The sequence below is a fragment of the Mucilaginibacter sp. P25 genome, assembly GCF_050859465.1.
Lineage (GTDB): Bacteria > Bacteroidota > Bacteroidia > Sphingobacteriales > Sphingobacteriaceae > Mucilaginibacter > Mucilaginibacter gossypii.
The window spans coordinates 6237974-6261675 of record NZ_CP193937.1 but is presented as its reverse complement, the minus strand read 5'-3'; the positions used below and the strand labels follow the sequence as shown (position 1 = coordinate 6261675).

The window sequence follows — 23702 nt, the reverse complement described above, 5'->3', positions numbered from 1 at the left end:
AGCATGAACAAGCGCATCATACTGGTATCAGTATTGGTCGCGTCAGCTCTATCAACCTCCGCACAGCCCGGTATCGACGAAATCAACCAGGCCAAACAGCAACTAAGCTCAACTTTTTTCCGCTCTCGACTGTAGTCTTGTCCTTGCCGGAATCTTCGGCATCTTAGGCGCGGTGCGTATTTACCACAACTGGCAAATGGGACATCCTCGCATAGATCAGGCTGTGGCCGGTTGGTTCTTCGCGGCCATTTTTATGATACTGGCAGGCGGCTTTTTGCAGGCCCTGTTCGGTATCTGAATCTATCATTTTTCTAATCTAAACAACCCTGAAAGCGGCTCCGGTTCACCGGGCCGCTTTCTTTTTCCAACCCTTAATAACCTCATTTTCATGAATAAAATGAAACGTCTATGGGCCACCTTAACAGTGCTGGCCCTTGGCTCAGCTTCCGCTTTTGCCCAAAGTGGTGTAACTGGTATAAATACAGCAACCTCAACACTTAAAACCTATGTAGATCCTGCCAGCAATATCGCGCTCGTCATCGGCGGTATTATCGGTATCGTGGGCGCTATTCGCGTTTACTCGAAATGGAATTCAGGAGATCAAGATATCAATAAAGAGATTATGGGATGGGGAGGGTCATGTGTCTTTCTCGTGGTTTCTGCGCTGATTGTCAAGGCCTTCTTCGGCCTTAACTAATGGCTAAGCGATTCGCCGTTTACAAGGGGCTTCAAAAGCCCCTTGTATTTAAAGGCTTCCAGGGCAAATTTATTTACTGGGGTATTGCCATCCTGTTAATCGGCCTCGTACTCGGTGCCTTGACCATTGCCCTGATCAATATGTGGCTCGGTACAGCCGTGCTTGCCGGAAGCGTAACCGGTGGATTATTCTACATCGCTGGCAAGCAGAAGAAAGGATTACACTCCAAAACGCAATCCAGGCAAATCCTCATTCATCCCTCAAATCTTAAAAAACTCAAAATTTATGGCAGCAAAAACAGAGTTTAAGCTACCCTATATTGGTGTGGCCCGCGAGTCCGGCATCGACCTGCTTTATGGCGCGGATGGTGATTTTTCAGCAATCCTTACCGTTTCAAATCCTGTCCTGCAATACGGTGCGCAGTCCGAGGCCTACGATGATTATCACAACCTCTTACTGAACATCGTCAAAATATTAGGTGATGGCTACCTATTGCAAAAATTAGATGTCTTTTCAAAAGCCATTTATCCAAACAAACCTGCAAAGGAGTTTTTACAGCAAAAATTTAACGAACACTTCGCCGGCCGAAGGTATATCAAACTTGAAACACACCTCGTCATTACCCGGCAGATTAAACGCGGTGCCTTTTATGTTTTCGATCAGCGTGCGCTCATCGACTTCAGCCAATCGGTAATTAAAGTGTACGATCTTTTACTCGGCGCGGGTATGCAGCCCAAGATCCTCGAAGAAAGCCAGATCAATAAACTGGTTATGCAAATCCTTAGCATGAGTTTCAGTGAGCCAACTACAGTGCTTAACAATATTGCACCGAATGATACCGAATTGCTGATGGGTGACCGTGCTGTCAGGAGTATCAGCCTAATCAATATCGACAGTATGGATTTACCATCTGAGGTTGCCACCCATGTGGAATGGAATGAAAAAGATACCATTAAAGGGTTTCCGGTGGATGCGCTCCAATTCCTTTTTAAAGCTCCCGGCTGTGATTGCCTCGTTTATAACCAGGTGATCGAAATTCCGGGGCAAACGGCTACACTCCGTAAACTGGAGCTGAAAAAGAAAAGGCATTCCGGCATCCCAGACCCGGCCAATCAAACCTGCGTGGAGGATATTGACCACCTTTTGACGGACGTCGCCCGTGAAAACCAGCTCTTGGTAAACTGCCATTTTAATATCCTGATCGCGGCCGATAAAAGCGAAATACAAAAGGCGGCAAATTATATTGAAAGCAGCCTGTTTGGGTTGGGAATTATTGCCAGCAAAAACGCCTATAACCAGCTGGAGCTTTTCAGAACGGTATTACCCGGTAATGCAGTTGAACTGAAAAACTATGACTGGTTCCTGACCACCTGCGACGCTGCTTTATGTTTCTTTTTTAAAGAATCACTGCCAAAAGATGAGCCGTCAGATTATACCGTCCGCTTCACTGACCGGCAAGGCATCCCAATCGCTATCGATCCTTCTGATCTTCCCATGCGAACAGGGCGTATCAATAACAGAAACTCCTTTACATTGGGCCCATCAGGTTCGGGTAAATCTTTTTATCAAAATTCGCTGATAGAACAAAAAATGCTCTATAACACCGATATGGTGATCGTTGATACCGGTCACTCATATTCCGGGCTATGTTCATATTATAACGGCAAATACATTACCTATACCGATAAGAAGCCGATCACGATGAACCCTTTTGCGATTTCGCCGGAGGAATATAATATCGAAAAGAAGGAGTTTCTGGTTACACTGATCTGCCTGCTTTGGAAAGGTGCTGAGGGCATTATCAGCCAGGTTGAACGTGATGTCATCGCGCATACCATTAGCGCTTATTTTAACTATTGGTTCGACGACCACGAAGATGACCGTCTTTTGAACTTCAACACTTTCTATGAATTTGCCCTTAAAAAAATACCGGAAATCAAAGCCGAGGAGCAGATCGCGTTCGATCATGACGAGTTTAAATATGTACTTAAAAAGTTTTATCGGGGTGGTGAGTTTGAAACCATACTGAACGAGCAAACGGACAAATCGCTATTTAATGAGCGGTTTATTGTTTATGAAATTGATTCCATAAAGGAGAACAAGATTTTATTTCCGATAGTCACGCTCTCCATCATGGATTTGTTCATCCAGAAAATGCGCTATCGTTCCGACCGGCGCAAATGCCTGATTGTGGAAGAGGCCTGGAAAGCCATCGCCAGTCCGCTGATGGCGGGGTATCTTTTATATCTCTATAAAACGGTAAGAAAGTTTTGGGGTGAAGTCATCGTAGTCACCCAGGAACTGGCTGACATCATTGGCAATGCGGTAGTTAAAGATAGTATCATCAGTAATTCTGATACCATTACGCTGCTTGATCAGAATAAGTTTAAGGATAACTATAATGAAATTGCCGCTTTGCTTTCCATCAACGAGGTGGAACGCAAAAAAATCTTTAGCATACATCAACTGAACAATCAGGAAGGACGCGGCCGGTTTAAGGAAGTGTACATCCGGCGTGGTTCGACCGGCGAAGTTTATGGCGTTGAAGTTTCCTTATACCAGTATCTCGCCTATACCACTGAAAAGCCGGAAAAATCTGCGGTTGAAATCTATGTCAACCATTTTGGTACTTATCCGAAAGCACTTGAAGCGTTCGTGGAAGCCCTTAAAAGCAGCGGGCTTCAGCTTCAGCAATTTGTTAGCCGGGTCAACAATACCGGTGTGCCCTTAGCTGCTTAACCATTCCATTAAATTAAAACGACGACCATGAAACTGATGATTGTACTTTTTCCGCTGCTTTTTATGCTTTTGCATAAAGTTTGGGCCCAGGAATTGGTGGTTGATCCCACAACTTCTGCCGCCGTCGCGGTAAATGCCGGGGTGATCAACGGCCAGCTCAATACCACCAACAACAACCTCAGCCTTATCTCAAAGGGTCAATTGGCACTCACCGGCCAGTTGACCGTTGCCAATGACCTGCAAAACAATATTTATAAAGGGCTTAGCCAGGTAGCTTCCGTAATCTCCAATCTCTATACCATTAAGGACATCGCCGATTGCGGTAGTGACATTGTAACCGACGTGCAACAGGCTTTAACCTACGCAAAATCAAACCCCGTATTGCTGCTTTTTGCGGAGCAGGGTGCCCGCGACTTTGAATCAAGGGCCGTTGCCTTAGCAGCAGATGTAAGCGCGTATGTCATGAAAGGAGGCAATGCCAACCTCATGGACTCCGGTGAACGCGGGCGGCTGCTTAATCACATTGCTACCAACATGCAGGTTTTGCGTGGTATTGCTTATGGTATGTCCCGCGCCATGTACTGGGCCAGAATGAACGGGATATTTAGATCACTCAACCCATGGGCGACATGGCAGAATCAGGATGTCCGCATCGCTACAGACGTAATCAATAACGCTAAATACCTGAAGCAATGAAAAATCTCATCATGATCATCTGCCTCTTTTCCCTTAGCCTGCCGGTAATGGCGCAAAAGAATGCACTCGACTTGCCAGGTATGTACCAGCTGATTAACGAATCTCAGGATGAGCATAGCAGGCAGGTGGCCGCAAAAAATCAACAGGCTTTAAATACCGCTAATGAACAAGCCAACGAAACCCTACTGGACAAACTGAAGGGGGTTTACAGAACCATCCAGAACCGCTACAATGCCTTGGGTACGCTTATCAGCGCTGCTGATGTAGGCATATATGCTGTACCCGTCATCAATCGAATAGTCAATAATCAGCAGCAGATTATTGTGCTCGCACAAAAGAACCCGGCTATCATTCCATTGAGCTATCATACGGAAGTTGAATTTGCTGAAAAAGCGGAAGCCCTGTCGGGATATGTCGCTGGCCTGATCTTGTCCTATGGTGATGTAAACCAGATGAAACAATCCGACCGCAAATTGCTGTTCGACTACATCATTCAACAGCTCAGCCGAATACAGGAATTGTCCGGCAACCTTCTCAACCTGTTGCAATATTCTAACCTGGCATCAGTACTTAAATCACTTAACCCGTTTCAAACCTGGGTAGATCAGGATAAAAACATGGTTAACAACATTCTCCAAAACGCCAAATACCTCAAATAATGAAAAGTTTCTTAGTGTTTGCCCTATGCCTTGGCCTGTTACAGGCCAGGGCGCAGGAAATCGTTTTCGATCCGCAGCATTTTGCGGCGGTCATCGAAAATGGGCTGGTGCGCAGCTCGGCAGAATCCACCCACAATCAGTATTTAGGAAAAATCAACGGCAACCTGAATACGATGAATACAAACGTCAGTTCCGTCGTTCTGGCACAGAACATTATTTACAATGGATTGGCGAATGTAAACTCCGCATTGAAGGACGGGCTTGCATTCAAAAATCTCAGTGTCATCGTTGCCGACATGGTTGGTAACCTAAATCAATGCCTGGAAATGGCAAAAGCACAGCCAGAGCTTTTGCTCTTTACCCAAAATATCCAGCAGCAGATGCAGGCCCGGGCAATTGCGCTCGTCACTGATGTGTCCGGCTATGTTTTGAAGGAAGGCAATAATGTACTTGCGGACTACAACAGCCGGGATCAGTTATTACGCAAGGTTACGCAACAATTACAAATCATCGATGCGCTTGCCTATGGTGCTTATCGCGCGATGTTCTGGGCGAAAACCCGTGGATTGATCGCTTCTGTTAATCCCTATCAGGCCTGGGTCAACAAGGATCTGAACCTCGCCAGCCAAATTATTACCAAATCCAAATACCTGCAACAATGAAACAAATATTTATACTGTCAATCCTCTGTTGCTTATTCATTTTTAAAGCAAACGCACAGGAAGAGATCAACGATAAAGCGATCATTCATCAGGAACAGCGGATGGTGTACCTGCAATGGGATCAGAACAAATTCGATCCGAAAGCTGGCTTTCTAAGTCTCAACCCTTATTACTGGCTGATATGGGGGTTCTTTTATCCCAATTATCACAAAACTGATCTCAGGCCCCTGTCAGCCACCGGGCCGCAAACACAACGCCTCGCCCTGGTAGGTACGCAAAACAGCATCGATAACAAATACAAACTGCAATCCGACACCGTACGCAACACGGCACTTTCACAAATCGCCAGTCAATCCGGCCTGCTATCAGATACTGATCCGCTTTGGTTGCTCTACTATAACCAGCAGTTTAAGCCATTACTGAACTATTCAGCAGCATCGCTGCTCGGTGCGCTTCCCACGGAAGTCAGCGCCAAGCTGGTCACCGAGGGTACTTATAACTGGTATACCAACGAGCTGTCCATGCTCCAGCAAAGGTTAAACGGTGCCAGAGCGACCGACATGGATCGCGGGTCCCGTATTATGGCTTATTACCGGATGCTGAAAGATTATGAGCGCCTTGCAGGGGTTTGGAACATTCGCATCTCGGCCGCACAGAAGGATATCCAAATGGCAAGCCAGCAGCACCGTATCAAAACAGCAGCCGTAAACCCCGGCCCATGGTCGCCGCAAACGGATGTACAGATTGCCAATAAAGTATTACAGCACGCAAAATACTAACTCATGAAAAAGAAAATCATTCTACTATCCATGCTCTTCCTGGTCATGGCCACCGGAAGTTTTGCGCAGAATACCATCGACACAGCCAATTATAAACAATCAATTCAATTCCTTCAGGGTGACGGTATCTATGAAAACGGTATGATGACCTTTTTAGGTGGCCTTAAAGATTCCATTTGGTCGCACTTCGGTTTGTTCATCGGCGACGCGCAGGCGCTTGCAGCCATATTTATGATCATCTTCTTTTCTGTAAAATCTTACGAAATGATGGTCGGCGATAAAAAAATGGAGATCATGCCGCTGTTACGACCCTTCGCATTGGCCATGGTCATCATCTGGTGGGGCGCTTTCGTAAAAATGATCGCTTTTCCTACAGACCTCGTGCAGGCGCAAACAGATCAGATGTTCGAGAGTGAACAGCAAAATGTGGAAGGTTTACGGTTTCAACGTGCCAACCTCATCTTAGCGGTAGCCAATTCGCTCATCACTTACCAGGCACAAACCGAGGTTGCTGAAAAAGAAAGTGATACATGGTACGGACAGGCTTGGGATTCTGTTACCAGCACTGTAAAACAGGGTATCTCTGATGTGGTTTCGCCATTATTGGAGTTGAAAAACCGGCTGCAAGTGGGGATGCAATTACTCGTCACGGAGCTGCTCGAACTGCTCGCGATCTGGATTCTTAGGATAGCAGTCTACATCATCTTTATGATTCAGATTATCTATTCATCGATATTGGTGATACTCGGGCCGTTCTCCGTCGCAGCCAGCATACTTCCTGCTTTCCGTGACAGTTTCAGTACCTGGATCGCCCGTTTTATATCCGTGAACCTGTACTCCGGAATTGGTTACCTCATCATGTATCTCTGCGCCCTGATGCAGGAATACGGTATGCAATCGGAAATCAGTCGCTACCAGGTATTGGTTGGCCAGAATGGTGCCAGCGCCGACCTTGAAAAGCTTGCGTGGTTTGCAGGTAACGGCATCCTGTCCTTTGGAACGGTAATTATCGTTTTCCTGATCGGTGCCATCTGCATGTTTACCGTTCCGAGTATATCCACCTGGATCATCTCTACCTCCGGTATCAGCTCGGCCACCTCCAGCGCCAGCCGTGGTGCCGCTACCGTTTTCGCTGTCGGCCGCAGGGTCTCCGGCAGTTTTATTTAACCCAACTCCAATTTTATGATCATCAAGAACATTGAAGCCAAAATAAAGTTGGCCACTTTTTAGCGTGGGGTAGTTTCCTGACTGCCATCATTATCGCTGTCACCGCGCTGGCATTCGCCAGCCGGCAGGCGGCCGATGCCCGCAAGAGTATATACATATTGGCCGGTAACATCCCCATCATGGCGAATCAAACGGATGTCGCCGTTAACCGCCCAGTGGAATACCGGGCAGATATCGAACGCTTTCATAGCCTGTTCTTTTCCCTTACACCGGATGATAAATACATCGATTACCAGCTGAAAAAAGCAATGTACCTGGTTGACGAATCCGGCGTGCAGGAATACAATAATCTCAAGGAAAACGGGTATTTCAACTCCATACTGTCTTCCAGTTCGGTACTAACGCTCACTACGGATTCGATCAGCCTTGACCTCAACCGTAAATATTTCAGGTACTATGGTAAACTTAAAATCGACCGCCGCAGCTCCACCGTGATTCGCTCACTGATAACCGAAGGCTACCTGAAAGATATCCCCCGAAGCGACAACAACCCTCATGGGGTTCTCATCTGTGGCTGGAAAACACTTGAAAATAAAGACTTGCAGGATGTTCAAAAAAATACGCTCTGACCGTGATCCCAGGGATACGGTCTATTCCGAACTTAAAAAGAGTTCGCACCTTATCTGGACAGGGCAAAAAGTACAGCCAGCCAGTTCGCTGCTAAAAACACGAAAGCCATCTTTTGGGTAATGGTGGCCAGTATGCTGCTTTCGGTGATCATCATTCTAACGTCTCACAGATCGCCTCATATAACCTTACGCCCACATAAAACGGTTATTGCAAAATCGCCCGTTACCGGTGGATTTCAGCAAATCATGGCTACCGGTAACGCCATTCAGGAAATGCTTGCCCTCCGCAAAATGATCGACAGCCTATCAGAAAAGAAACAGCTAACCAGCGCGGACAGTGCCAGGCTCGATACCGCCCTTGACAGTTTTCAAAAACTCAACCACAAATTCAATCAAAGAAAATGAAAATCAATCTCCGACAACCCAAGTACATTCTTCCGTTGCTGGCGCTGCCTTTCCTTTGCCTGTTTTTCTACGTCTATCATAGCAGCGCTTCGAAAAACAAAAAGCAGGTGAAACACGAAGCTGGCTTCAACAGCACGGTGGCGGACGTTTCCCCCGACATCAAAAAACGCAACCTCGAAAACAAGCTCGACGCATACCGGGACAGGTACAAGAATGCGGATGGTAATTCGGCCGTATCGCCAATACCATCTGAAGCACCAGGCAATGGCGGTATGAGCACCGCCACCCGCCAGAAAAGACAACTGGATTCCATCGACAGCGTGATGAAACAACGCTTCATCATGCCGACATCAAAAACACAAATTCCCAAAAGCACCTATAATAGTCACGACCAGCAAATGGCCGATGCTTTAAACCTGATCTCACATCAGCAAAAATCCCTGCCACCGCTTAATAGTGGCACTGCGCAGCCCGGCGAGAAAGACCCGATGGAACTGTTCAAAAAGCAAATGGCCTACATGGATAGCATCAAGAAGTTAGGCGATCCAAATTACCAGAAGGAACAGCAGGAAGCCAAATTAAAAGCAGCGCAGAAAAAGGCCGAAGACCAAACGCTAAGTGTCGTCAAATTCAGCGAATCGACCGATGAGTTTAACACCATCAAACCGCAAAAGGATCAATCTTTTATCACGGCCATGATCGATGAAAGTATAACGGGTTACGCTGGTTCACGCATCCGGCTACGGTTATTAGAACCCATTGTAGCCGGAAAGGTGACCGTACCTAAAGACAGTTACCTTTATGCGCTCATCAGTGGCTTTTCCGGTCAGCGCGTGGTGCTCACGGTGAGGTCAATTCTGTATAATGGCCAGTTGCTCCCTGTTAAGCTGGATATTTATGACCAGGATGGGTTGCCGGGCCTTTATGTGCCCGATTCTCAATTCAGGGATTTTACCAAAGATCTCGGCACTAATTCCATACAAGGGGTATCCATCGACAACGGTTCCGGTTCCGGCAGCCAGTTTTTAATGAGCACCGCCAGCAAACTCTTTCAATCGACATCGACCGCCATCGCCTCGGCCATTCGCAAAAACAAGGCGAAAATCAAATACAACAGTTACATCTACCTCATTGACACTAAAAACTTAAATCAGTAATGAAAAATTTCCTGTTTACGCTCGCTGCTATCTTCATAGCGGCCCTGCATTCCTATGCCCAAAAAATCAATTTGCCCGAGGGCACCCGTAAATCAGACTTACCCGTAGTTTATTTACCCGACAGCCTTTCGGTACACTTTATTTCCCCTGAACCTATTCAATACGTGGATATTTCCTCTAAAAGTATTGTCGGAGATCTGCCGGTAAAAAACGTGCTGCGTATCCGTTATCGTTCGGATTCGTCAAAAATTGCTGGTCGTGAAGCCATAGTAACCATCGCCGGTGAAAAGTTTTTGGCGCAATACCGTATTGAATGGTCTGCGTCGGATGGGGGGCCATCCAATCTGAAATAGAAATTCAACCCTCGGAGACGAGGCCGCTCGATATCGGGGTTAGTCTATCTCAGCCAGAACTTAAAAGGTTAAGCACGAACCTGCTTTGTTTTCGCCCGGAAGCCAACCTACGGCACGCCAAAGCATTCGATATCAAAGCCAGGCTTAATCATGTATACACGTTCGGCGATTATATCTTTCTTGATCTGGGCTATGTCAACCGAAGCAAGCTGAGCTATGAAATTGATAATTTTCGATTTACCATCGAAGATCAGAAAGTTACCAAAGCATCAACTGTGCAGGCCCTCGAAATAAAACCGGAGTTTATTCTTTTTGAGCAGACCCAATTCGCGCGTCATTACCGGAACATTTTTGTATTCAAGAAATTCACCTTCCCTGGCAATAAGCTATTGCGGGTTGAACTTAATGAAAAGCAGTTATCAGGCAGGGTTATTTCTCTACATATCCCTTATAAAGATATACTTAACGCTGACATCATCCCATCGGTCAGATAAAGGATATGCATTGCCAATTATCTACTGAAGTCCATTACCTCCTAAACAAAACAATATGCTAAACCCTCAATCATTTAGCGAAAAGGATTTACCATTAAAGAGCCTCGCAGCCGTAGACCTTGTTCAAGGTGACCTCATCTTTCTTGAACCCACCGATAAAAATGCCTTGTTAGGCGGACGACGGACACGCCTCGTTGAACTCCGAAACCTTGAATTTGCAGAAATGAAGATCGCTTCACTCCAGGCAAAGCTATCGCTCATCAGGAATCAACAAGGGGTACCCGTTTTATTGATTAGCCCCGTGTATTTACAAAGCACCGGCCCAAATCACCTGTCAAAGGAAGAAATGAATCTGTTGGAATCGCGCCGGCAACTGGTCATCGAAAAGCAGGTGACCGCTATTGACGGTTCACCCAAACACGTACTGATAGAATATGACCGGGAAACCAATCAGTTTTTGGAAACTGACGTGAACGATCTCATTGCACCGGAAAAGGTTAACGGCTATCAGTTATCCAAAGAACAGCAGGAGGATTATAAGCGGGGCAAGATCATTGAAATACCGGATAGCACCAGGCTGCAATTTACCGCCACAGATTCCCAGGGCATGCGGGCCAATAAAATGGAGCTGATCGCTACCATAACAATCAATGGCCAGGAAATTTATAATTCCTTTTATAACCTGAAGACGCTAAGGGATTACTCGCACGACTATCAGGAACACCCGCCAACTAATGCATATTTAAATGCCCTTGCTAACCTGCAGACGATTGAAATGGAACAACCCATAGTTCCTGATATTCAACCGGACGTTGAAACACCATCCAATACCTACCATAGGTCACGATGAACCTCTAAACGGAGTTAAGCAGGCTAATACCAGAAGATCGCCCTTCATAGCGATCAAATATCCTTCAATCCAAACCCCTGTTAGGGTGCGTTCAGCAGGTTACATTTCCCGGTAACAGTGCCCCGGCATCTGCTTTTCAAATTCTCAAATACTACAATTTCATGGAAGAAACACGTGAGCAACAACGCCTGCACGGCTTTTTGCAATGCCTGATCTATGTCTCTATCGCACTGGAATTTTGTGTGTTCGTTTATCCCCAAGCCCCATTCTGGGGCATCCTTGCGCATGCGCTCGATAAGATCAGCCAAATACCGATTTACCAGCAATTGCTTTACAGTAAACTCTCAACGCTACTGCTCATCTGCCTGGTCAGCGTGGGCACTTTAGCAAAGAAACAAACAGACCTCAATCCCAAATCCCAGATCCTTTATCCATTAGCTATCGGCCTGTTGCTATTTTTTGGTAGCACGATCTGCTACAACCGGGACTCTGCCGATGCATTCGGCCATACCAGCTGGTTTAATCTCATTTATATGGCCGCCTCTCTAACGGGAGCCATCATGATTAGCCTTAGCTGCGACAACATCTCCAAATTTATTCGCACCGGCCTCGGTAAGGATAAATGGAATGTGGAAGGCGAAAGCTTTATGCAGCCGCTCAAGCCGGTGGAAACGCCTTATTCGGTCAACATCCCGATGCAGTTCTACTACAATAAGAAAGTGCATAACGGGTACATACCTATAGCAAACCCCTTTAAAGGTGTGCTTCTTATAGGCGTACCTGGATCTGGAAAATCCTTTGGCATTGTTTGCCCATACCTGCGGCAAATTATCGCTAAAGAGTTTTGCGTCTGTCTATATGATTACAAGTACCCTGATTTAGGCAAGGTTGCATACTACCATTACCTGCTCGCCAAACAGCACGGCAAATGCCTGAAGCATAGTTTCCACGTCATCAACCTGACCGATCCCGAGCGAAGCAGGCGTATTAATCCCTGGCGAAGCGATTACCTTCAATCTCTCGCCGATGCATCTGAAAGCGCCGAAGGTTTGGTAGAGGCGATGAAAAAGGTGATAAATCAGGCGGCAGCGACCAGTTTTTTACGCAATCGGCCATCAACTTTTTGTCTGCCTGCATTTACTTTTTCAGTAAGCACCAGACCGGTAAGTTTTCGAGCTTGCCGCATGTGTTATCGTTTTTAAATCATTCCTACGAGGATATTTTCAATACCCTCTTTTCTGAACCGGAGTTAGTATCGTTACTGTCGCCATTTAAGAGCGCTTTTATGGCAAAAGCTTTCGACCAGTTGGAGGGCCAAGTCGGCACACTCAAAATCTTCATCAGCCGGTTAGCGACAAAGGAAACTTTTTGGGTATTCTCCGGGGACGATTTTAACCTCAAAATATCCGAACCGGAAACACCTGGAATGTTGGTGATCGCGAATGATCCTAATACGCAAAATATCAATTCGGCCTGTTATTCAGTAGTCATTAACCGATTGACCAAACTACTTAATAACAAAGGCAATCTCCCGTCAGCGCTGGTCATCGATGAAATTCCCACCCTGTATACTCACCGCATCGAGAATATTTTGGCAGTTGCGAGATCCAATAAGGTGGCCATTTTAATGGGGTTGCAAGAGTTGCCGCAATTTAACCAGCAGTATGGCAAAGAAACAGCGGCAACAATTACCTCCGTAGTGGGTAACGTACTGGCCGGTGCGGTACGAAATAAAGAAACATTGGATTGGCTCGAACGCCTGTTTGGTAAATCCAAACAGATCGGCGAAAGCCTTTCCATTGACCGTAACAAAACATCTACATCGCTACAGGAAAAACTGGAAGCCTTGATACCAGCAGGTAAAATGGCATCCTTAAATACCGGCGAAATGGTCGGCCTCCTGGCGGCGGACGTTCAGCAGACCTACACTGGTCAGTTTGAAACTTCGGCAATTAATTGCCGCGTTAACCTGAATGCGGAAGAAATAGCACTCGAAGAAAAGAACTATCGTGACCTTCCGGTTTATTATCATTTCGGCGATAAAAAGGATGAAATCCTCCGCCAGAACTTCAACCGCATAAACAGCGAAACAGAAGCAATTGTCAAACAGTTCCGCCAAAAAGTGCGCCTCCGGCTACAGCGCCCGAGAAAGAAACTCAATCAGTCATTCAGAAAAAATAACCATGAAGCGAACCTGTTACCTGGTCTTAGCTGCTTGCTTAGCTATGACTGGCCCCGCTTATGCGCAAGTGAGTTTACCATTGAAACACCTCCGCGTAACCTCATCCTTCGGTAACCGCATTCATCCATTAACTGGCAAAGATTGCTTTCATGAGGGTGTAGACCTCCGTGCCCATAGCGACACCGTTTATGCAGCCATCCCAGGTCGGGTAGCTTCAGTCGGTTATCATCCTTTTATCGGCATTTTTATTAAAATACAAAATGGCCCGCTATGCGCCATCTATGGGCACCTTTCGATGTGCCTGGTTGCCACCGGTGATTCATTAGCCTGCGGCATACCCATCGCCATCAGCGGTGCCACGGGCAGGATCACCGCTGAACACCTTCATTTTTCCATCCGGTACTATAACGGGTATATCAACCCGCTGACTTTTCTATCGGCGGCATTAAAAAATCAAGAAACAATTAATCATTAATCCCATGAGCGAAAATCAAAAACCGCTATCAGAACAGGTTGCCGAAAAAATGGCTGGCCTGTTAAATGAAGACAGATCGATCTTCACTAAAGCCATCAGAGAAGATGGTACATCTCAGTTTAACACGCCGATCAATGCGCGTACAAAGCAACCTTACCGGGGTGCGGCAGCACTTGTATTGATGATGCAGAACCGTCGCGATCCCCGTTGGCTTACCTATGACCAGGCAAAATTCAATCGCACTCCGGTAAAGCGCGGTGCCTACGGAGTCGATATTGAGTTTAACTCAACGCGTGAACTACGCCAAAAGACTGAAAACGGCCAGCCCGTAGTTAAAGAAAACGGCGCACCAAAGATGGAGCGGGTCAAATTGGATGAACCGGTCGCGGTAACAGCGAGGATGTTCAACGGCAAAGACCTGATGAACCTCAAATCCGGCGAGGTGAAACCGCATGAAAAGACCCCGATGGAGCGGGCACAGGTCATTATCGATAACAGCCAGATCAAAATTGAACCGGCGGGCCTCATGACCACTTACGACCGGGAGAAGGATGCTATTCAAATTTCATCGATGGAAGATTTCGACAGACCAGAGTTATATTATGCCGCCGCTTTACGCGAAGTTGCCGCAGCAACCTCCCATGAAACCAGGCTTAACCGTCCGGAAACAGATCTGCCGCAATCAGATCAGATCGTCAGAGAATCACTCCGCACCAACATCGCCGCAGTTTTCATGAGCGCACAGCTTAACCTGCCTTACGAGCTTGGCGAACATGCCAACATGACAAAGGATTGGGCCAAACTGATTGCCGAAGAACCGGGTGAGTTATTTAACGCGGCAAACGACGCCCAGAAAATCGCCGATTACGTCATGCTCTACGAGCGTCAGCCAGCCCAAAAGCAGGAAGTTAGTCAGGATCAAAAGCAAAACCAATCCCAATCGGGTAAACTGGAAGTAGGCCTGGAAATCCCCTACAATAACACCACTTACAGAATCATCGAAAAACAATCGAAAAATGCGGTCAAGATTGAAGACTTGACCAGCCATCAGAAAATCAGGATCACTCCTTCGATGGGGCTTTATAAATCCTTGCTTAAAGAGTTAAATAGTCCTGGTAGCGCCGAAACGCTCGACCTCAAACAAGATCAGCAGCAGGGCGAAAAACGAGAGGAACAAACTAAGCAGGAAGGCAATAAAGAAGGCCAGCAACAGGAAAATGAACCTGTGGTTGCTCAGGATATCGAACACAATGCCGGAAACCGTTTTAAAAGATAAGCTAAATGAAACAACAACTTTATGAAGCGCAACAGCTTCCATACAATGAACTGGAAAAGGTAGGTCTGGCCAGGGAAGGAAAGTTAACCATTGACCAGGATAACCTGATGACTTTATTATCCGGCAGGCGCACGGAAATGCTGCGCCTTAAAAATCAGTTCGCGCCGGAACTTAACCTGCCCGAGTTTGATGCCAAACTCTCTGTTAGGCCTGCTAAGGAAGGCGGCCTGGAACTCATGGTTCATCCAATTTATAAAGAAGCGCCACAGCTGCCTTATCTGACGGATACCGAAGCCCTGAACCTCGAAGAAGGGCACGTACCCAACATTGAGAAAATGATTTTTGACGATGAAGGTGATCCGCAGGATATCCTCATTGAGTTTGATGAAGAAACCAATGAGTTTATCGTAACTGATCAGAGCCGTATCCTGGTACCTGACCGCATTAATGGCGAGGATCTGTCACTCGATCAAAAGGAACGGTACCGCAAGGGTAAAGAAGTCGAATTGCAGGACGGCACAAAGGTTCAGTTTTCAGCGAAAGAAAAGGAAGGTTTGCGCTCCAACAAAATGTTGCTGATCGCCTCGGTCATTATGGATGGCGGGTTGACGTATGCCGTCTATCATGGCCTGAAAGCACTGTTCGGGCACAAAGAACATGATGCCAAAGCTACAGAGAACAGCAAAGGCTATTACAGCGATCTTGAACAGTTTCAAAAACAAGATCGCCGGGAAACCATGGCGCAAAAGCCTGAAAGTAACAACAAGGAGTACGAACGCTCGTACTCCCGAACCGGCTCCCGATAATGCATCCTTACCTCGACTGGCTTGGAATAAACCCGCAAATTCAAGCCTGGCTGGCACCATCTTTTCAGTCTGATGCTGCCGGAAATATCCTGTTTAAATATGGTAACGAGGCCGAAACTTACGGTATCGGCTTTCACCGGGTCCCGGTGACCGATGAATTTTGGCAGGCTGGCGCTCCAAACATTGCTACCATAAAAAAATAGTGGTAAGCACGTCGGCAATGGAAGCCATTGCCTGGCTGCACTTCCATGCACCGGCATTTAACGACCTCGACAGTCTCCTGCTATTATCTACCGGCAGTGCTTTATCACTGATTCAGCGTGCCAGGCTAAGCACACTCGGTAAACACAAATCATATGTACTTGCAACCGAAAACAGCCTTTTAGGGTCGGTAATGGATTTAAGTATCGCTGCCGCGATCCGAAGAAAGCCGATTTCTATTCGTCATGAAGCGGGGCAACTCGACATATTTTTCAGGAACCAGGCTTACCGCGTTCAGGCTGATGTATTCAGCCTGAACGCTTTCAGTAAACAGGCAGGTTTTCGCTTTCGGTGTGGCACATCGAAACCAACAGAACATCTCAACTGGCTGCAACTTTTGCTTGCCGAAAAAAATCATTAACGGCTTAATTATGGAAACATCTGATTTTACACCACCCGAAACGCTGCTGATCCGACCGGCCGCGACCTTCGCTTTTATGCGGATATTTGGTTATCTGGTAACTGCCATCGTTATCTTGCTACTGGCCTGGCGCTTTTGGCCCGGATTGACCTGGTTCAGTCTGACTGCCATTCTTATGGCTGCCTATCGGTACTGGTACATCCGTCATATCAAATACCTGATCACCGCTGAATACCTTCAGATTTGCCAGGGCCTGATTTTTAAAAGAGTGGATACGGTCGAACTATTCAGGATAAAAGATTATGTGCTTATCCAACCTGTTTGGCTCCAAATCATGCGACTGATGGATTTGAACCTAAAGACCACCGATCCCGAAAACCGAAACCTCTGGTTACGTGGTATTCCGTGCTCTGACCTGGTAGAAACACTGCGCGAACGGGTGTTAGCAACACGGCGAAACAATGGCGTTTATGAGTTAAACTAATAAAAAAAGCTTGCAATAGACTAATAAAATTAGTATTTTTAAGTATTGAAGCTATGAAAACATTTGTCTATTTTATCTTTACCATCTGTATTTCATGCGGCCTGATGATGGCCGCAACGAATACTAAGCAGTTCTCTGCCAAAGCCATATTTTTTTAATTGCTTTTGGAATCTGGGTGCCTTTTTTCAGAGGTTGGAACAACCGCATGAAGAGATACCAGCAGCGTAAATCCGAAGAACGCGGGTTCCAGGAATACATGCGTAATAAAATGCGAAACCAGCGTTATTAAGGATTTTATAAATTTTTATAACTTGCAAGTTCTTAAATGTCATTTGAGACATTTATTGTGATAAGGTTTAGGTTTAAAGCCCCATGCAGCGAGTGCTATGGGGCTTTATATTTTCTAACCTTAGTCATTACCCATTTCCTTACAATGGTATCGCAAGTCTGCGAAACCTCTCTCTCCAAATAAGCGATATATTTTCCCGCAAGAATTAATATGACTTTCTACAGCTTATAAATAGTCATGCAAGATTCTACCTCCGATTATTAAATCTAAATTCGGGTAACCCCAAAAAATCAGCTTAATTTTGCAAACTCAATTTATACCATGCCAGAATCAAATAATAAGTTTGTTTTAGATCTTACTAAATTAGAACCAGGAGATATTTTATTAACGATTTCAAGTCGTGAGCTAAGCGCGCTGATGAATCGTGTAACCGGATGCAAATATCATCACGCCATTTTATATGTAGGTGACTCCAGCTATATCCATTCTTACGATTTAGGAGTGCAGGCAGATAACCCAATGCGCGACCTGTATGAATTAGAAGACGATGTAATAGCGCTTCGGCTCAAAAGTAGCGACGATAAAGTTATTCAAAATGCGATGAACAGCGTGCGTAAAAAAGTCGGTACCCAATACTCATTAGCTGAAGCCAAAGCGGTACTGAAAAAACCTGATATTGATGCTACTGAAGCAAATCGGCAATTTTGCTCGCGTTTAGTTGCACAAGCATACGCTGATGCCGGTGTAGAGTTGGTTCCTAATTCTGACTATTGCTCTCTGAACGATCTGATGACATCCGATAAAGTAGAGATCATTGCGAATGTTTTAAGGGAAGGAACTGCAGCAGAGATAGCTCATGCACTTGAAGGAAGCCCTGAGCTTGAAGAGCAAAAACATATTCAGAATTCAATATTGGAAAACGCCAGAAATATAACTGGCAAGGATATCCAAACATTTGATCAGATAGAGCAAATAATCATCAGTTATCCTGAATTTGATGTACCGATAACCGATGTTATAAAGGCCTCTGGGTACTTAGATCACTGGAAAAAGGAAATGGCGAAAAATCCGCAAAACTATAGTTTCAAGGATTTTGCCAATCATTACCCGAAGCACGTATGGCCAGGAGTCATCCAAGCCTACTATAGCACTGGTTATAGGCATTATCATAGCTATAGAATACAACTTGAAGTGTTAGAAAGTGCTTATAAAAAGCAGCCATTAGAGTATAGCAAAGTCCATATCGAACTACTCAAAAATTTGATGATCATGTTTGGTAAAATGATGGAAACTATGAACGAGGCAACCATTGAGTTATTAGTGGATAACAAATAGTATTCGTTCCATTATATTACCTGCTGTCTTAAGCTATCGCCAATAACACGTAAATCATCAACGTTAAAATAAGGTACGCCTAAAGTTTGATAAGCGCCATCTTTTTTCCTGGAGATATAACCTTTGAAACAACCTCCTTCAGAAATCATGAAACATGGGCCGATTTCGCCTGGCATAGCCTTTTTATCGAATTGCAACTCTATTTCCTGACCGGCAATCAGGCATTTAATGATTATTCTATCCATTGTTATATTGCGTTTAAGAAATTACGGGATTTGGGAAGATTGGCAGTTTGGCAAATTTGAGCACTTCTAAACTGGCAAACCCAAACTCTGCAACAACTTTCCCAAGTATCAAATAACATCCGGCCCCACGAAATGGATAAGTAGGGGTATTGTTAGGAAAGTGTACCGTGTCGAATGTGTTGCCTTCTACATCGAGAAAGTTACCAAACCACATTTTTTGATTGTATTTCGTATGAACTGTTTTTTCACATACGTACAGGCCTACCATTTTTACCTGCTGGCCAACATGATTGATCAGATCATTCGCACAGATTTCACCTCTGTAATCTGTTTGCAAAAGTTCAAACATGGTCATGCTAACGGGAAAACCCAGCAACTCCAGTTCATGATACGCATTCTCTAACCGCGTATTGACCAAAACAGGAAGGGAGTAATTCTTAGTTTCAACCTTAAATAACTCCGCATTATTATTAGGCTTTGTTTTCGCACCTAATAACAGGTGTATCGCCCAAAGCAGTTCCTTTTTACTTTTTCCTGTAAATCGTAGCGCACCAACACGAATCAGCGTGATCGTTTGCTCTAAACCAATCCCCGTTCTTTTTACAAAATCTTCTAAGCTTTGATATGACCCATTTTGACGGCGTTCTGCCGGGATCATTTCAATAAGTTCCTCATTTAGGCCGTGAATACCGACAAATCCCAGATAAACATCGACTCCTGAAATATTCACCAGGCTGTCACTGTTATTCACGCATGGCAAATGAACAATGCCTCCCGACCTTTGCAACTCCTGCACGTACAACGCCCGGTCATAAAATCCCCCGTAATTATTCAGCACTGCAACCATGAACTCCCGCGGAAAATAGGTCTTCAGGTGAAGGCTTTGATAGCTTTCTACAGCAAAGCTGGCCGAATGTGCTTTGGAAAAACTGTAACCCGCAAAAGAGGCAACCTGCCGCCACACCTCTTTAACTACTGCCTCCGGACGGCCCAAATTCAACGCACCTTCATGGAAACGCTCCACCAACCGGTCAAATTCTTTGTTTGAACGGTATTTGCCGCTCATGCCGCGCCGGAGGATATCCGCATCCGTTCCGTCCATGCCTGCGAAATGAATACAAACTTTAATTACATCCTCCTGGTACACCATCACACCATAGGTCTCTTCAAGCTGTTCTTTCATCACCGGATGCAGGTATTTCACTTGGTCCGGTGCGTGATGATTTTTAATATACTCGCCCATCATTCCGGAACTGGCTACGCCTGGCCGGATAATCGAACTTGCGGCGACCAACACGAGATAACTATCACACCCCAGCTTACGGTTTAGCTGGATCATTGCCGGAGACTCGATATAAAAACAACCTTTCGTGTTTCCAACCCGCAAATTGGCGTTGACCACCGGATCTTTCATGAAATTTTTGACCTGGTGAATGTCAATCTTACGTTGTTGATTTTCCTCAACCAGTTGAACCGCCATTTTAATATGTCCGATTCCCCGCTGACTGAGGATATCATATTTGTCAAATCCAATCTTCTCCGCTTCGTACATATCCCACTGTACGGTAGCCATCCCTTTTGGAGGCAGATCAAGCGCGGTATAATAAGTAATGGGTTCTTCTGTAATCAGCACGCCACCGGCATGAATCGAGCGCTGGTTAGGCATATTGGCCATCCGCTCATAAATGGCGGTGATCTTTTTAAAGGCATCGTTATCACGATTGAAAGCCAGCCTGGTTGGATCAGTAAAACCATCAATTTCAGCTTTGGGCAGGCCCATTACTTTGCCAATTTCGCGGATAATGCTCCGATCTTTGAAAGTTGACATCGTGCCTAATAAGGCAGTATGCTGACTGCCGTAGCGCTTAAATATATAATCCTGCACATCTTCCCGTTCATCCCAGGAATAGTCGATATCAAAATCAGGCGGTGAGGTCCGTTGCGCATTCAGGAACCGTTCAAAATAAAGGTTCAGCTCAATCGGGTCCACATCAGTTATTTTCAGGCAATACGCGACAATGCTGTTAGCGCCAGAACCCCGGCCAACATGGTAATAGCCCTGAGAACTGGAATACCGGATAATATCCCAGGTGATGAGGAAGTAGGCGCAAAAGTCCAATTCATAAATAACCTTCAATTCATGCCTAACCCGGCGCAACGCCTCTTTGTCAGATTTACCATAACGGTATTCCATACCGCTCAAGGCCAGCTTCTCCAGCAACTCCCGGTCGTTTTTTTGTTACCGGTGAATGTTCTCCGATTTAAATTGATGCGACCTTTGGGATAATCCATCACACAGCTGTTCATGAGGTTGCGTGTATTATCCAGTATAAAAGCATACCGGGCAAACTTAGCCTCTAACTGTCCTGGCGGAAGAAACATATCAGTTGGCGCACATTTATCGTCCGGTGTAACCTCGGTCAGTACGACGTTCAGATCAATACCCCGCAAATATTCATGTAAGCGATATTCGATCTTATCGTTTACGAACACCGGCTGTAGAGCCAGGAGTTTCTGTTTGATGCCTGTCAGATCAGTGTTAAACAACCGGTTAAGCTGATGGTAACGAATGCCCAGGTATTCATTTTCTTTCAGCGGTTCCTGGTGGCCGTATGGGTAAACGATATAAGCATTTGTAAACGCTGGTGCGAGGTCAGGTAGGGGCTTCTGCTCCAGGTTGTGTTCGGTCAGGTAATCATTCAACTCCTTCATTCCTTCCTTGTTCCGCGCAATGCCGAAATATAGCAGCTTTTTATCCCGCCTGAACTCCATGCCGGCAATGGGCTTAATGCCTTTCTCATCGCACTCCCGCATAAACTCCATAATACCCGTTGAATTGTTAATATCCGTGAGCACCATTTGCGTTACACCACGCGCAATAGCTTCCTCCACTAATGCCGGGATCGACATTGTGCCGTAGCGTAAGCTATATTGGGAGTGGACATTCAGATACATGGCTCACTATAAATTAAGATTGATACCTGACGCCAGCTTGATGGCATCGGGGCCAAACCGGCGACGGATTTTATCCATCGCCTGGCAAAGACTGTATTGTTCTTCTGATTCCGTGTATAAATCTATCTGTTCAAAGCCATTGACCAGATTGGATAACCGCACACCAACCAGACGTATAAGCAATCGCTTTTGATAAGCCTGTTTAAAAAGCTCTTTAACCTTTTTGATGAGCGGAGCATCCAAAGCAGTATAAGGGATAGTGGCCTGTTCTCGTCACATCTTCCCGCGTCGAATAACGCACTGTCACGGTTACACAAGCGGCCTGTTTTTGCTTTTGGCGCAGCTCGAAAGCCAGATCCATCACCATAGAGGTTAGTAAATAATTAATCGATACCAGGTCGATACTATCATTTTTGAATGTGGATTGCGTACCGATGGATTTTTGCTCCTGGTAAGGAATGATCGGCGATTCATCGATACCCTGCGCTTTCTGTAACAGCCAAATACCATTCTTTCCCAGTATGCTGTTCATGTATTCGGGATGTACCTGCGCCAGTTCGTGAATCCGCTTGATACCCATATCACTCAGTTTCACAAAGGTTTTCTCGCCCAAACCGGGGATTTTCCGAATGGACAAAGGGTTTAAGAAAGGCTGTACAACAGCCTTTTCTATATTCAGTTCCCCATTTGGCTTACATTCGTTGGTGGCCATTTTGGAAACTGTTTTATTGACCGATAACCCGAATGATATGGGCAACGCCGTTTCTTTCATGACCATGGCGCGCAATTCTTTAGCATAACGCAGGGTTCCGAAATGCTTGTCCATGCCGGTCATATCGATATAATGCTCGTCAATACTGGCTTTTTCAATCAGCGGCACATTTGCTTTAAGGATATCCGTGATCTCATGGGATGCTTTGGAATACTCATCCATATTGCCTCTGATCCAGATGCCATGAGGACAAAGCATACGGGCCATCCTTGCGGGCATGGCGGAGTGAATACCAAATTTTCGTGCTTCATAGCTACACGAGGCCACTACACCGCGATCCGACAAACTACCGATGATTACCGGCTTGCCTATCAGTTCAGGATTTTTGCGAACTTCGACGGATACGAAAAATGCATCCTGGTCCATGTGAATGATTTGGCGGTCTGTGCTCATTTATGCCCTTGAATTATTATTACACGATCAGTTTTTAATCACATCATGATTGATTTTGTTCGTTTAGAAAACGGAGAACAAAACTAATACTAAAAATATTAGCAAATTGTTTATATTTGAAAATAATTTTGGAGGATAGGCTAAATGGCTGATAACTTGTTTTATAATCCATTTTTACGCATCAAGGAGGATACGATCCGGAAACTGATGGCGATGGGTAAACCGCATGTGGTCATCCAGCGTTTTCAATGGCCTGGACAGCCCTTACAGAAAACGTTTCTGCTTTCCGCTTATGAACAGGAATATGAAGCGCATTTGCATGAACGTGAATTGCGTTCTAATGAAGGTAAAGCACAAAACCTGCTCGATCTCACTCAATATCAAAATATAATCAAACTGCTCAAGCCGGCTGAAGGTATCGGCGTTTTTTTGCCGGTACCATTGATGCGAAACATGAAGCACGTTTGCAAAAAGCCTATGCCAAAGCCGTTTCAGCGTATATCCATCATATCCGCATGAAAAAGGAAGATCACTACGATGTGCGTATATTTGTTGAATACGGGCGATTAAAAGCGGAGATC

General features: G+C 45.5%; 31 protein-coding genes. 26 read left to right on the top strand and 5 right to left on the bottom strand.

The genetic code is table 11. The annotated features are described in order from the left end of the window. Window positions 1–3: 3 nt before the first annotated feature. The 25 genes from ACRQ5D_RS31565 (at window position 4) to ACRQ5D_RS31445 (ending at window position 18756) form a co-directional block, all read left to right on the top strand. Window positions 4–135 carry a hypothetical protein gene (locus tag ACRQ5D_RS31565; RefSeq protein ID WP_432327761.1) on the top strand — a complete coding sequence of 44 codons (132 nt, stop codon included), beginning with the start codon at window positions 4–6 and terminating at the stop codon, window positions 133–135. A 37-nt stretch (window positions 136–172) separates the two neighbouring features. Further along, window positions 173–298, top strand: a complete 126-nt coding sequence (locus ACRQ5D_RS31560) for a DUF4134 family protein (RefSeq protein ID WP_432327758.1) — start codon at window positions 173–175, stop codon at window positions 296–298. Between the two features lie 90 nt (window positions 299–388). Continuing rightward, a complete protein-coding gene (locus ACRQ5D_RS31555; RefSeq protein WP_091207688.1) occupies window positions 389–697 on the top strand; it encodes a DUF4134 domain-containing protein in 309 nt (102 codons plus the stop codon). Then, on the top strand, window positions 697–1005 hold the full coding sequence (locus ACRQ5D_RS31550; protein WP_091207685.1) for a plasmid transfer protein: 309 nt from the start codon (window positions 697–699) through the stop codon (window positions 1003–1005). Before ACRQ5D_RS31555 ends, ACRQ5D_RS31550 begins: the two co-directional genes overlap by 1 nt. Further along, window positions 983–3436, top strand: a complete 2454-nt coding sequence (locus ACRQ5D_RS31545; protein WP_091207682.1) for a TraG family conjugative transposon ATPase — start codon at window positions 983–985, stop codon at window positions 3434–3436. The genes ACRQ5D_RS31550 and ACRQ5D_RS31545 overlap by 23 nt, the downstream gene beginning before the upstream one ends. Before the next feature lie 27 nt (window positions 3437–3463). After that, entirely contained in the window at window positions 3464–4132 is a 669-nt protein-coding gene (locus ACRQ5D_RS31540) for a hypothetical protein (protein WP_091207680.1), read from the top strand. After that, window positions 4129–4791, top strand: coding sequence for a hypothetical protein (locus tag ACRQ5D_RS31535; RefSeq protein ID WP_091207678.1), 663 nt, complete (start codon window positions 4129–4131; stop codon window positions 4789–4791). Before ACRQ5D_RS31540 ends, ACRQ5D_RS31535 begins: the two co-directional genes overlap by 4 nt. Further along, complete coding sequence (locus ACRQ5D_RS31530; protein ID WP_091207675.1) at window positions 4791–5453, top strand: hypothetical protein; 663 nt, start codon at window positions 4791–4793, stop codon at window positions 5451–5453. The genes ACRQ5D_RS31535 and ACRQ5D_RS31530 overlap by 1 nt, the downstream gene beginning before the upstream one ends. Then, window positions 5450–6232, top strand: a complete 783-nt coding sequence (locus ACRQ5D_RS31525) for a hypothetical protein (RefSeq protein WP_091207673.1) — start codon at window positions 5450–5452, stop codon at window positions 6230–6232. The genes ACRQ5D_RS31530 and ACRQ5D_RS31525 overlap by 4 nt, the downstream gene beginning before the upstream one ends. Before the next feature lie 30 nt (window positions 6233–6262). Next, the gene (locus ACRQ5D_RS31520) at window positions 6263–7399 is read left to right on the top strand and encodes a plasmid transfer protein (RefSeq protein WP_244280836.1); all 1137 of its coding nucleotides are present in this window, start codon (window positions 6263–6265) and stop codon (window positions 7397–7399) included. A 77-nt stretch (window positions 7400–7476) separates the two neighbouring features. Then, window positions 7477–8028, top strand: a complete 552-nt coding sequence (traK, locus tag ACRQ5D_RS31515) for a conjugative transposon protein TraK (protein ID WP_432329926.1) — start codon at window positions 7477–7479, stop codon at window positions 8026–8028. A 120-nt stretch (window positions 8029–8148) separates the two neighbouring features. Next, entirely contained in the window at window positions 8149–8433 is a 285-nt protein-coding gene (locus tag ACRQ5D_RS31510) for a hypothetical protein (protein WP_432327755.1), read from the top strand. Continuing rightward, on the top strand, window positions 8430–9590 hold the full coding sequence (gene traM / locus ACRQ5D_RS31505) for a conjugative transposon protein TraM (protein ID WP_091207662.1): 1161 nt from the start codon (window positions 8430–8432) through the stop codon (window positions 9588–9590). Before ACRQ5D_RS31510 ends, traM begins: the two co-directional genes overlap by 4 nt. Beyond that, on the top strand, window positions 9590–9943 hold the full coding sequence (locus ACRQ5D_RS31500) for a hypothetical protein (RefSeq protein WP_432327754.1): 354 nt from the start codon (window positions 9590–9592) through the stop codon (window positions 9941–9943). The genes traM and ACRQ5D_RS31500 overlap by 1 nt, the downstream gene beginning before the upstream one ends. After that, on the top strand, window positions 9904–10437 hold the full coding sequence (locus tag ACRQ5D_RS31495) for a DUF4138 domain-containing protein (protein ID WP_432327752.1): 534 nt from the start codon (window positions 9904–9906) through the stop codon (window positions 10435–10437). The genes ACRQ5D_RS31500 and ACRQ5D_RS31495 overlap by 40 nt, the downstream gene beginning before the upstream one ends. A gap of 55 nt (window positions 10438–10492) precedes the next feature. After that, window positions 10493–11287, top strand: coding sequence for a DUF4099 domain-containing protein (locus ACRQ5D_RS31490; RefSeq protein WP_091207654.1), 795 nt, complete (start codon window positions 10493–10495; stop codon window positions 11285–11287). A gap of 161 nt (window positions 11288–11448) precedes the next feature. Then, a complete protein-coding gene (locus ACRQ5D_RS31485) occupies window positions 11449–12489 on the top strand; it encodes a YWFCY domain-containing protein (protein ID WP_432327750.1) in 1041 nt (346 codons plus the stop codon). Further along, complete coding sequence (locus ACRQ5D_RS31480; protein WP_432327748.1) at window positions 12411–13583, top strand: type IV secretory system conjugative DNA transfer family protein; 1173 nt, start codon at window positions 12411–12413, stop codon at window positions 13581–13583. Before ACRQ5D_RS31485 ends, ACRQ5D_RS31480 begins: the two co-directional genes overlap by 79 nt. Next, the gene (locus ACRQ5D_RS31475) at window positions 13549–13944 is read left to right on the top strand and encodes a M23 family metallopeptidase (protein ID WP_432327747.1); all 396 of its coding nucleotides are present in this window, start codon (window positions 13549–13551) and stop codon (window positions 13942–13944) included. The genes ACRQ5D_RS31480 and ACRQ5D_RS31475 overlap by 35 nt, the downstream gene beginning before the upstream one ends. A gap of 4 nt (window positions 13945–13948) precedes the next feature. Next, a complete protein-coding gene (locus ACRQ5D_RS31470) occupies window positions 13949–15220 on the top strand; it encodes a zincin-like metallopeptidase domain-containing protein (RefSeq protein WP_091207646.1) in 1272 nt (423 codons plus the stop codon). Between the two features lie 5 nt (window positions 15221–15225). Then, window positions 15226–16026, top strand: coding sequence for a DUF4099 domain-containing protein (locus tag ACRQ5D_RS31465; protein ID WP_091207643.1), 801 nt, complete (start codon window positions 15226–15228; stop codon window positions 16024–16026). Next, on the top strand, window positions 16026–16229 hold the full coding sequence (locus ACRQ5D_RS31460; RefSeq protein ID WP_432327744.1) for a hypothetical protein: 204 nt from the start codon (window positions 16026–16028) through the stop codon (window positions 16227–16229). Before ACRQ5D_RS31465 ends, ACRQ5D_RS31460 begins: the two co-directional genes overlap by 1 nt. Beyond that, window positions 16229–16648 carry a hypothetical protein gene (locus ACRQ5D_RS31455; RefSeq protein WP_432327742.1) on the top strand — a complete coding sequence of 140 codons (420 nt, stop codon included), beginning with the start codon at window positions 16229–16231 and terminating at the stop codon, window positions 16646–16648. The genes ACRQ5D_RS31460 and ACRQ5D_RS31455 overlap by 1 nt, the downstream gene beginning before the upstream one ends. Window positions 16649–16658: 10 nt before the next feature. Then, window positions 16659–17132: a PH domain-containing protein gene (locus ACRQ5D_RS31450; protein ID WP_243487259.1), complete on the top strand. Its 474-nt coding sequence runs from the start codon at window positions 16659–16661 to the stop codon at window positions 17130–17132. A 610-nt stretch (window positions 17133–17742) separates the two neighbouring features. Next, on the top strand, window positions 17743–18756 hold the full coding sequence (locus ACRQ5D_RS31445; protein ID WP_091207633.1) for a YiiX/YebB-like N1pC/P60 family cysteine hydrolase: 1014 nt from the start codon (window positions 17743–17745) through the stop codon (window positions 18754–18756). 11 nt (window positions 18757–18767) lie between these two features. Here ACRQ5D_RS31445 and ACRQ5D_RS31440 read toward each other — a convergent pair whose 3' ends face one another. From ACRQ5D_RS31440 to dinB, 5 genes are read right to left on the bottom strand one after another with little or no spacing between them, the layout of a single operon-like run. After that, the gene (locus ACRQ5D_RS31440; RefSeq protein ID WP_091207631.1) at window positions 18768–19001 is read right to left on the bottom strand and encodes a hypothetical protein; all 234 of its coding nucleotides are present in this window, start codon (window positions 18999–19001) and stop codon (window positions 18768–18770) included. Between the two features lie 13 nt (window positions 19002–19014). Beyond that, window positions 19015–21222, bottom strand: coding sequence for a DNA polymerase III subunit alpha (locus tag ACRQ5D_RS31435; RefSeq protein ID WP_432327740.1), 2208 nt, complete (start codon window positions 21220–21222; stop codon window positions 19015–19017). Continuing rightward, window positions 21201–21911, bottom strand: coding sequence for a PHP domain-containing protein (locus ACRQ5D_RS31430; protein ID WP_432327738.1), 711 nt, complete (start codon window positions 21909–21911; stop codon window positions 21201–21203). The genes ACRQ5D_RS31435 and ACRQ5D_RS31430 overlap by 22 nt, the downstream gene beginning before the upstream one ends. A gap of 51 nt (window positions 21912–21962) precedes the next feature. After that, the gene (locus tag ACRQ5D_RS31425; protein WP_432327737.1) at window positions 21963–22199 is read right to left on the bottom strand and encodes a hypothetical protein; all 237 of its coding nucleotides are present in this window, start codon (window positions 22197–22199) and stop codon (window positions 21963–21965) included. Beyond that, window positions 22171–23121, bottom strand: a complete 951-nt coding sequence (dinB, locus tag ACRQ5D_RS31420) for a DNA polymerase IV (RefSeq protein ID WP_432327735.1) — start codon at window positions 23119–23121, stop codon at window positions 22171–22173. The genes ACRQ5D_RS31425 and dinB overlap by 29 nt, the downstream gene beginning before the upstream one ends. A 144-nt stretch (window positions 23122–23265) precedes the next feature. Here dinB and ACRQ5D_RS31415 point away from each other — a divergent pair, with 144 nt between their 5' ends. Beyond that, the gene (locus ACRQ5D_RS31415) at window positions 23266–23640 is read left to right on the top strand and encodes a hypothetical protein (RefSeq protein ID WP_432327734.1); all 375 of its coding nucleotides are present in this window, start codon (window positions 23266–23268) and stop codon (window positions 23638–23640) included. Window positions 23641–23702 lie beyond the last annotated feature (62 nt).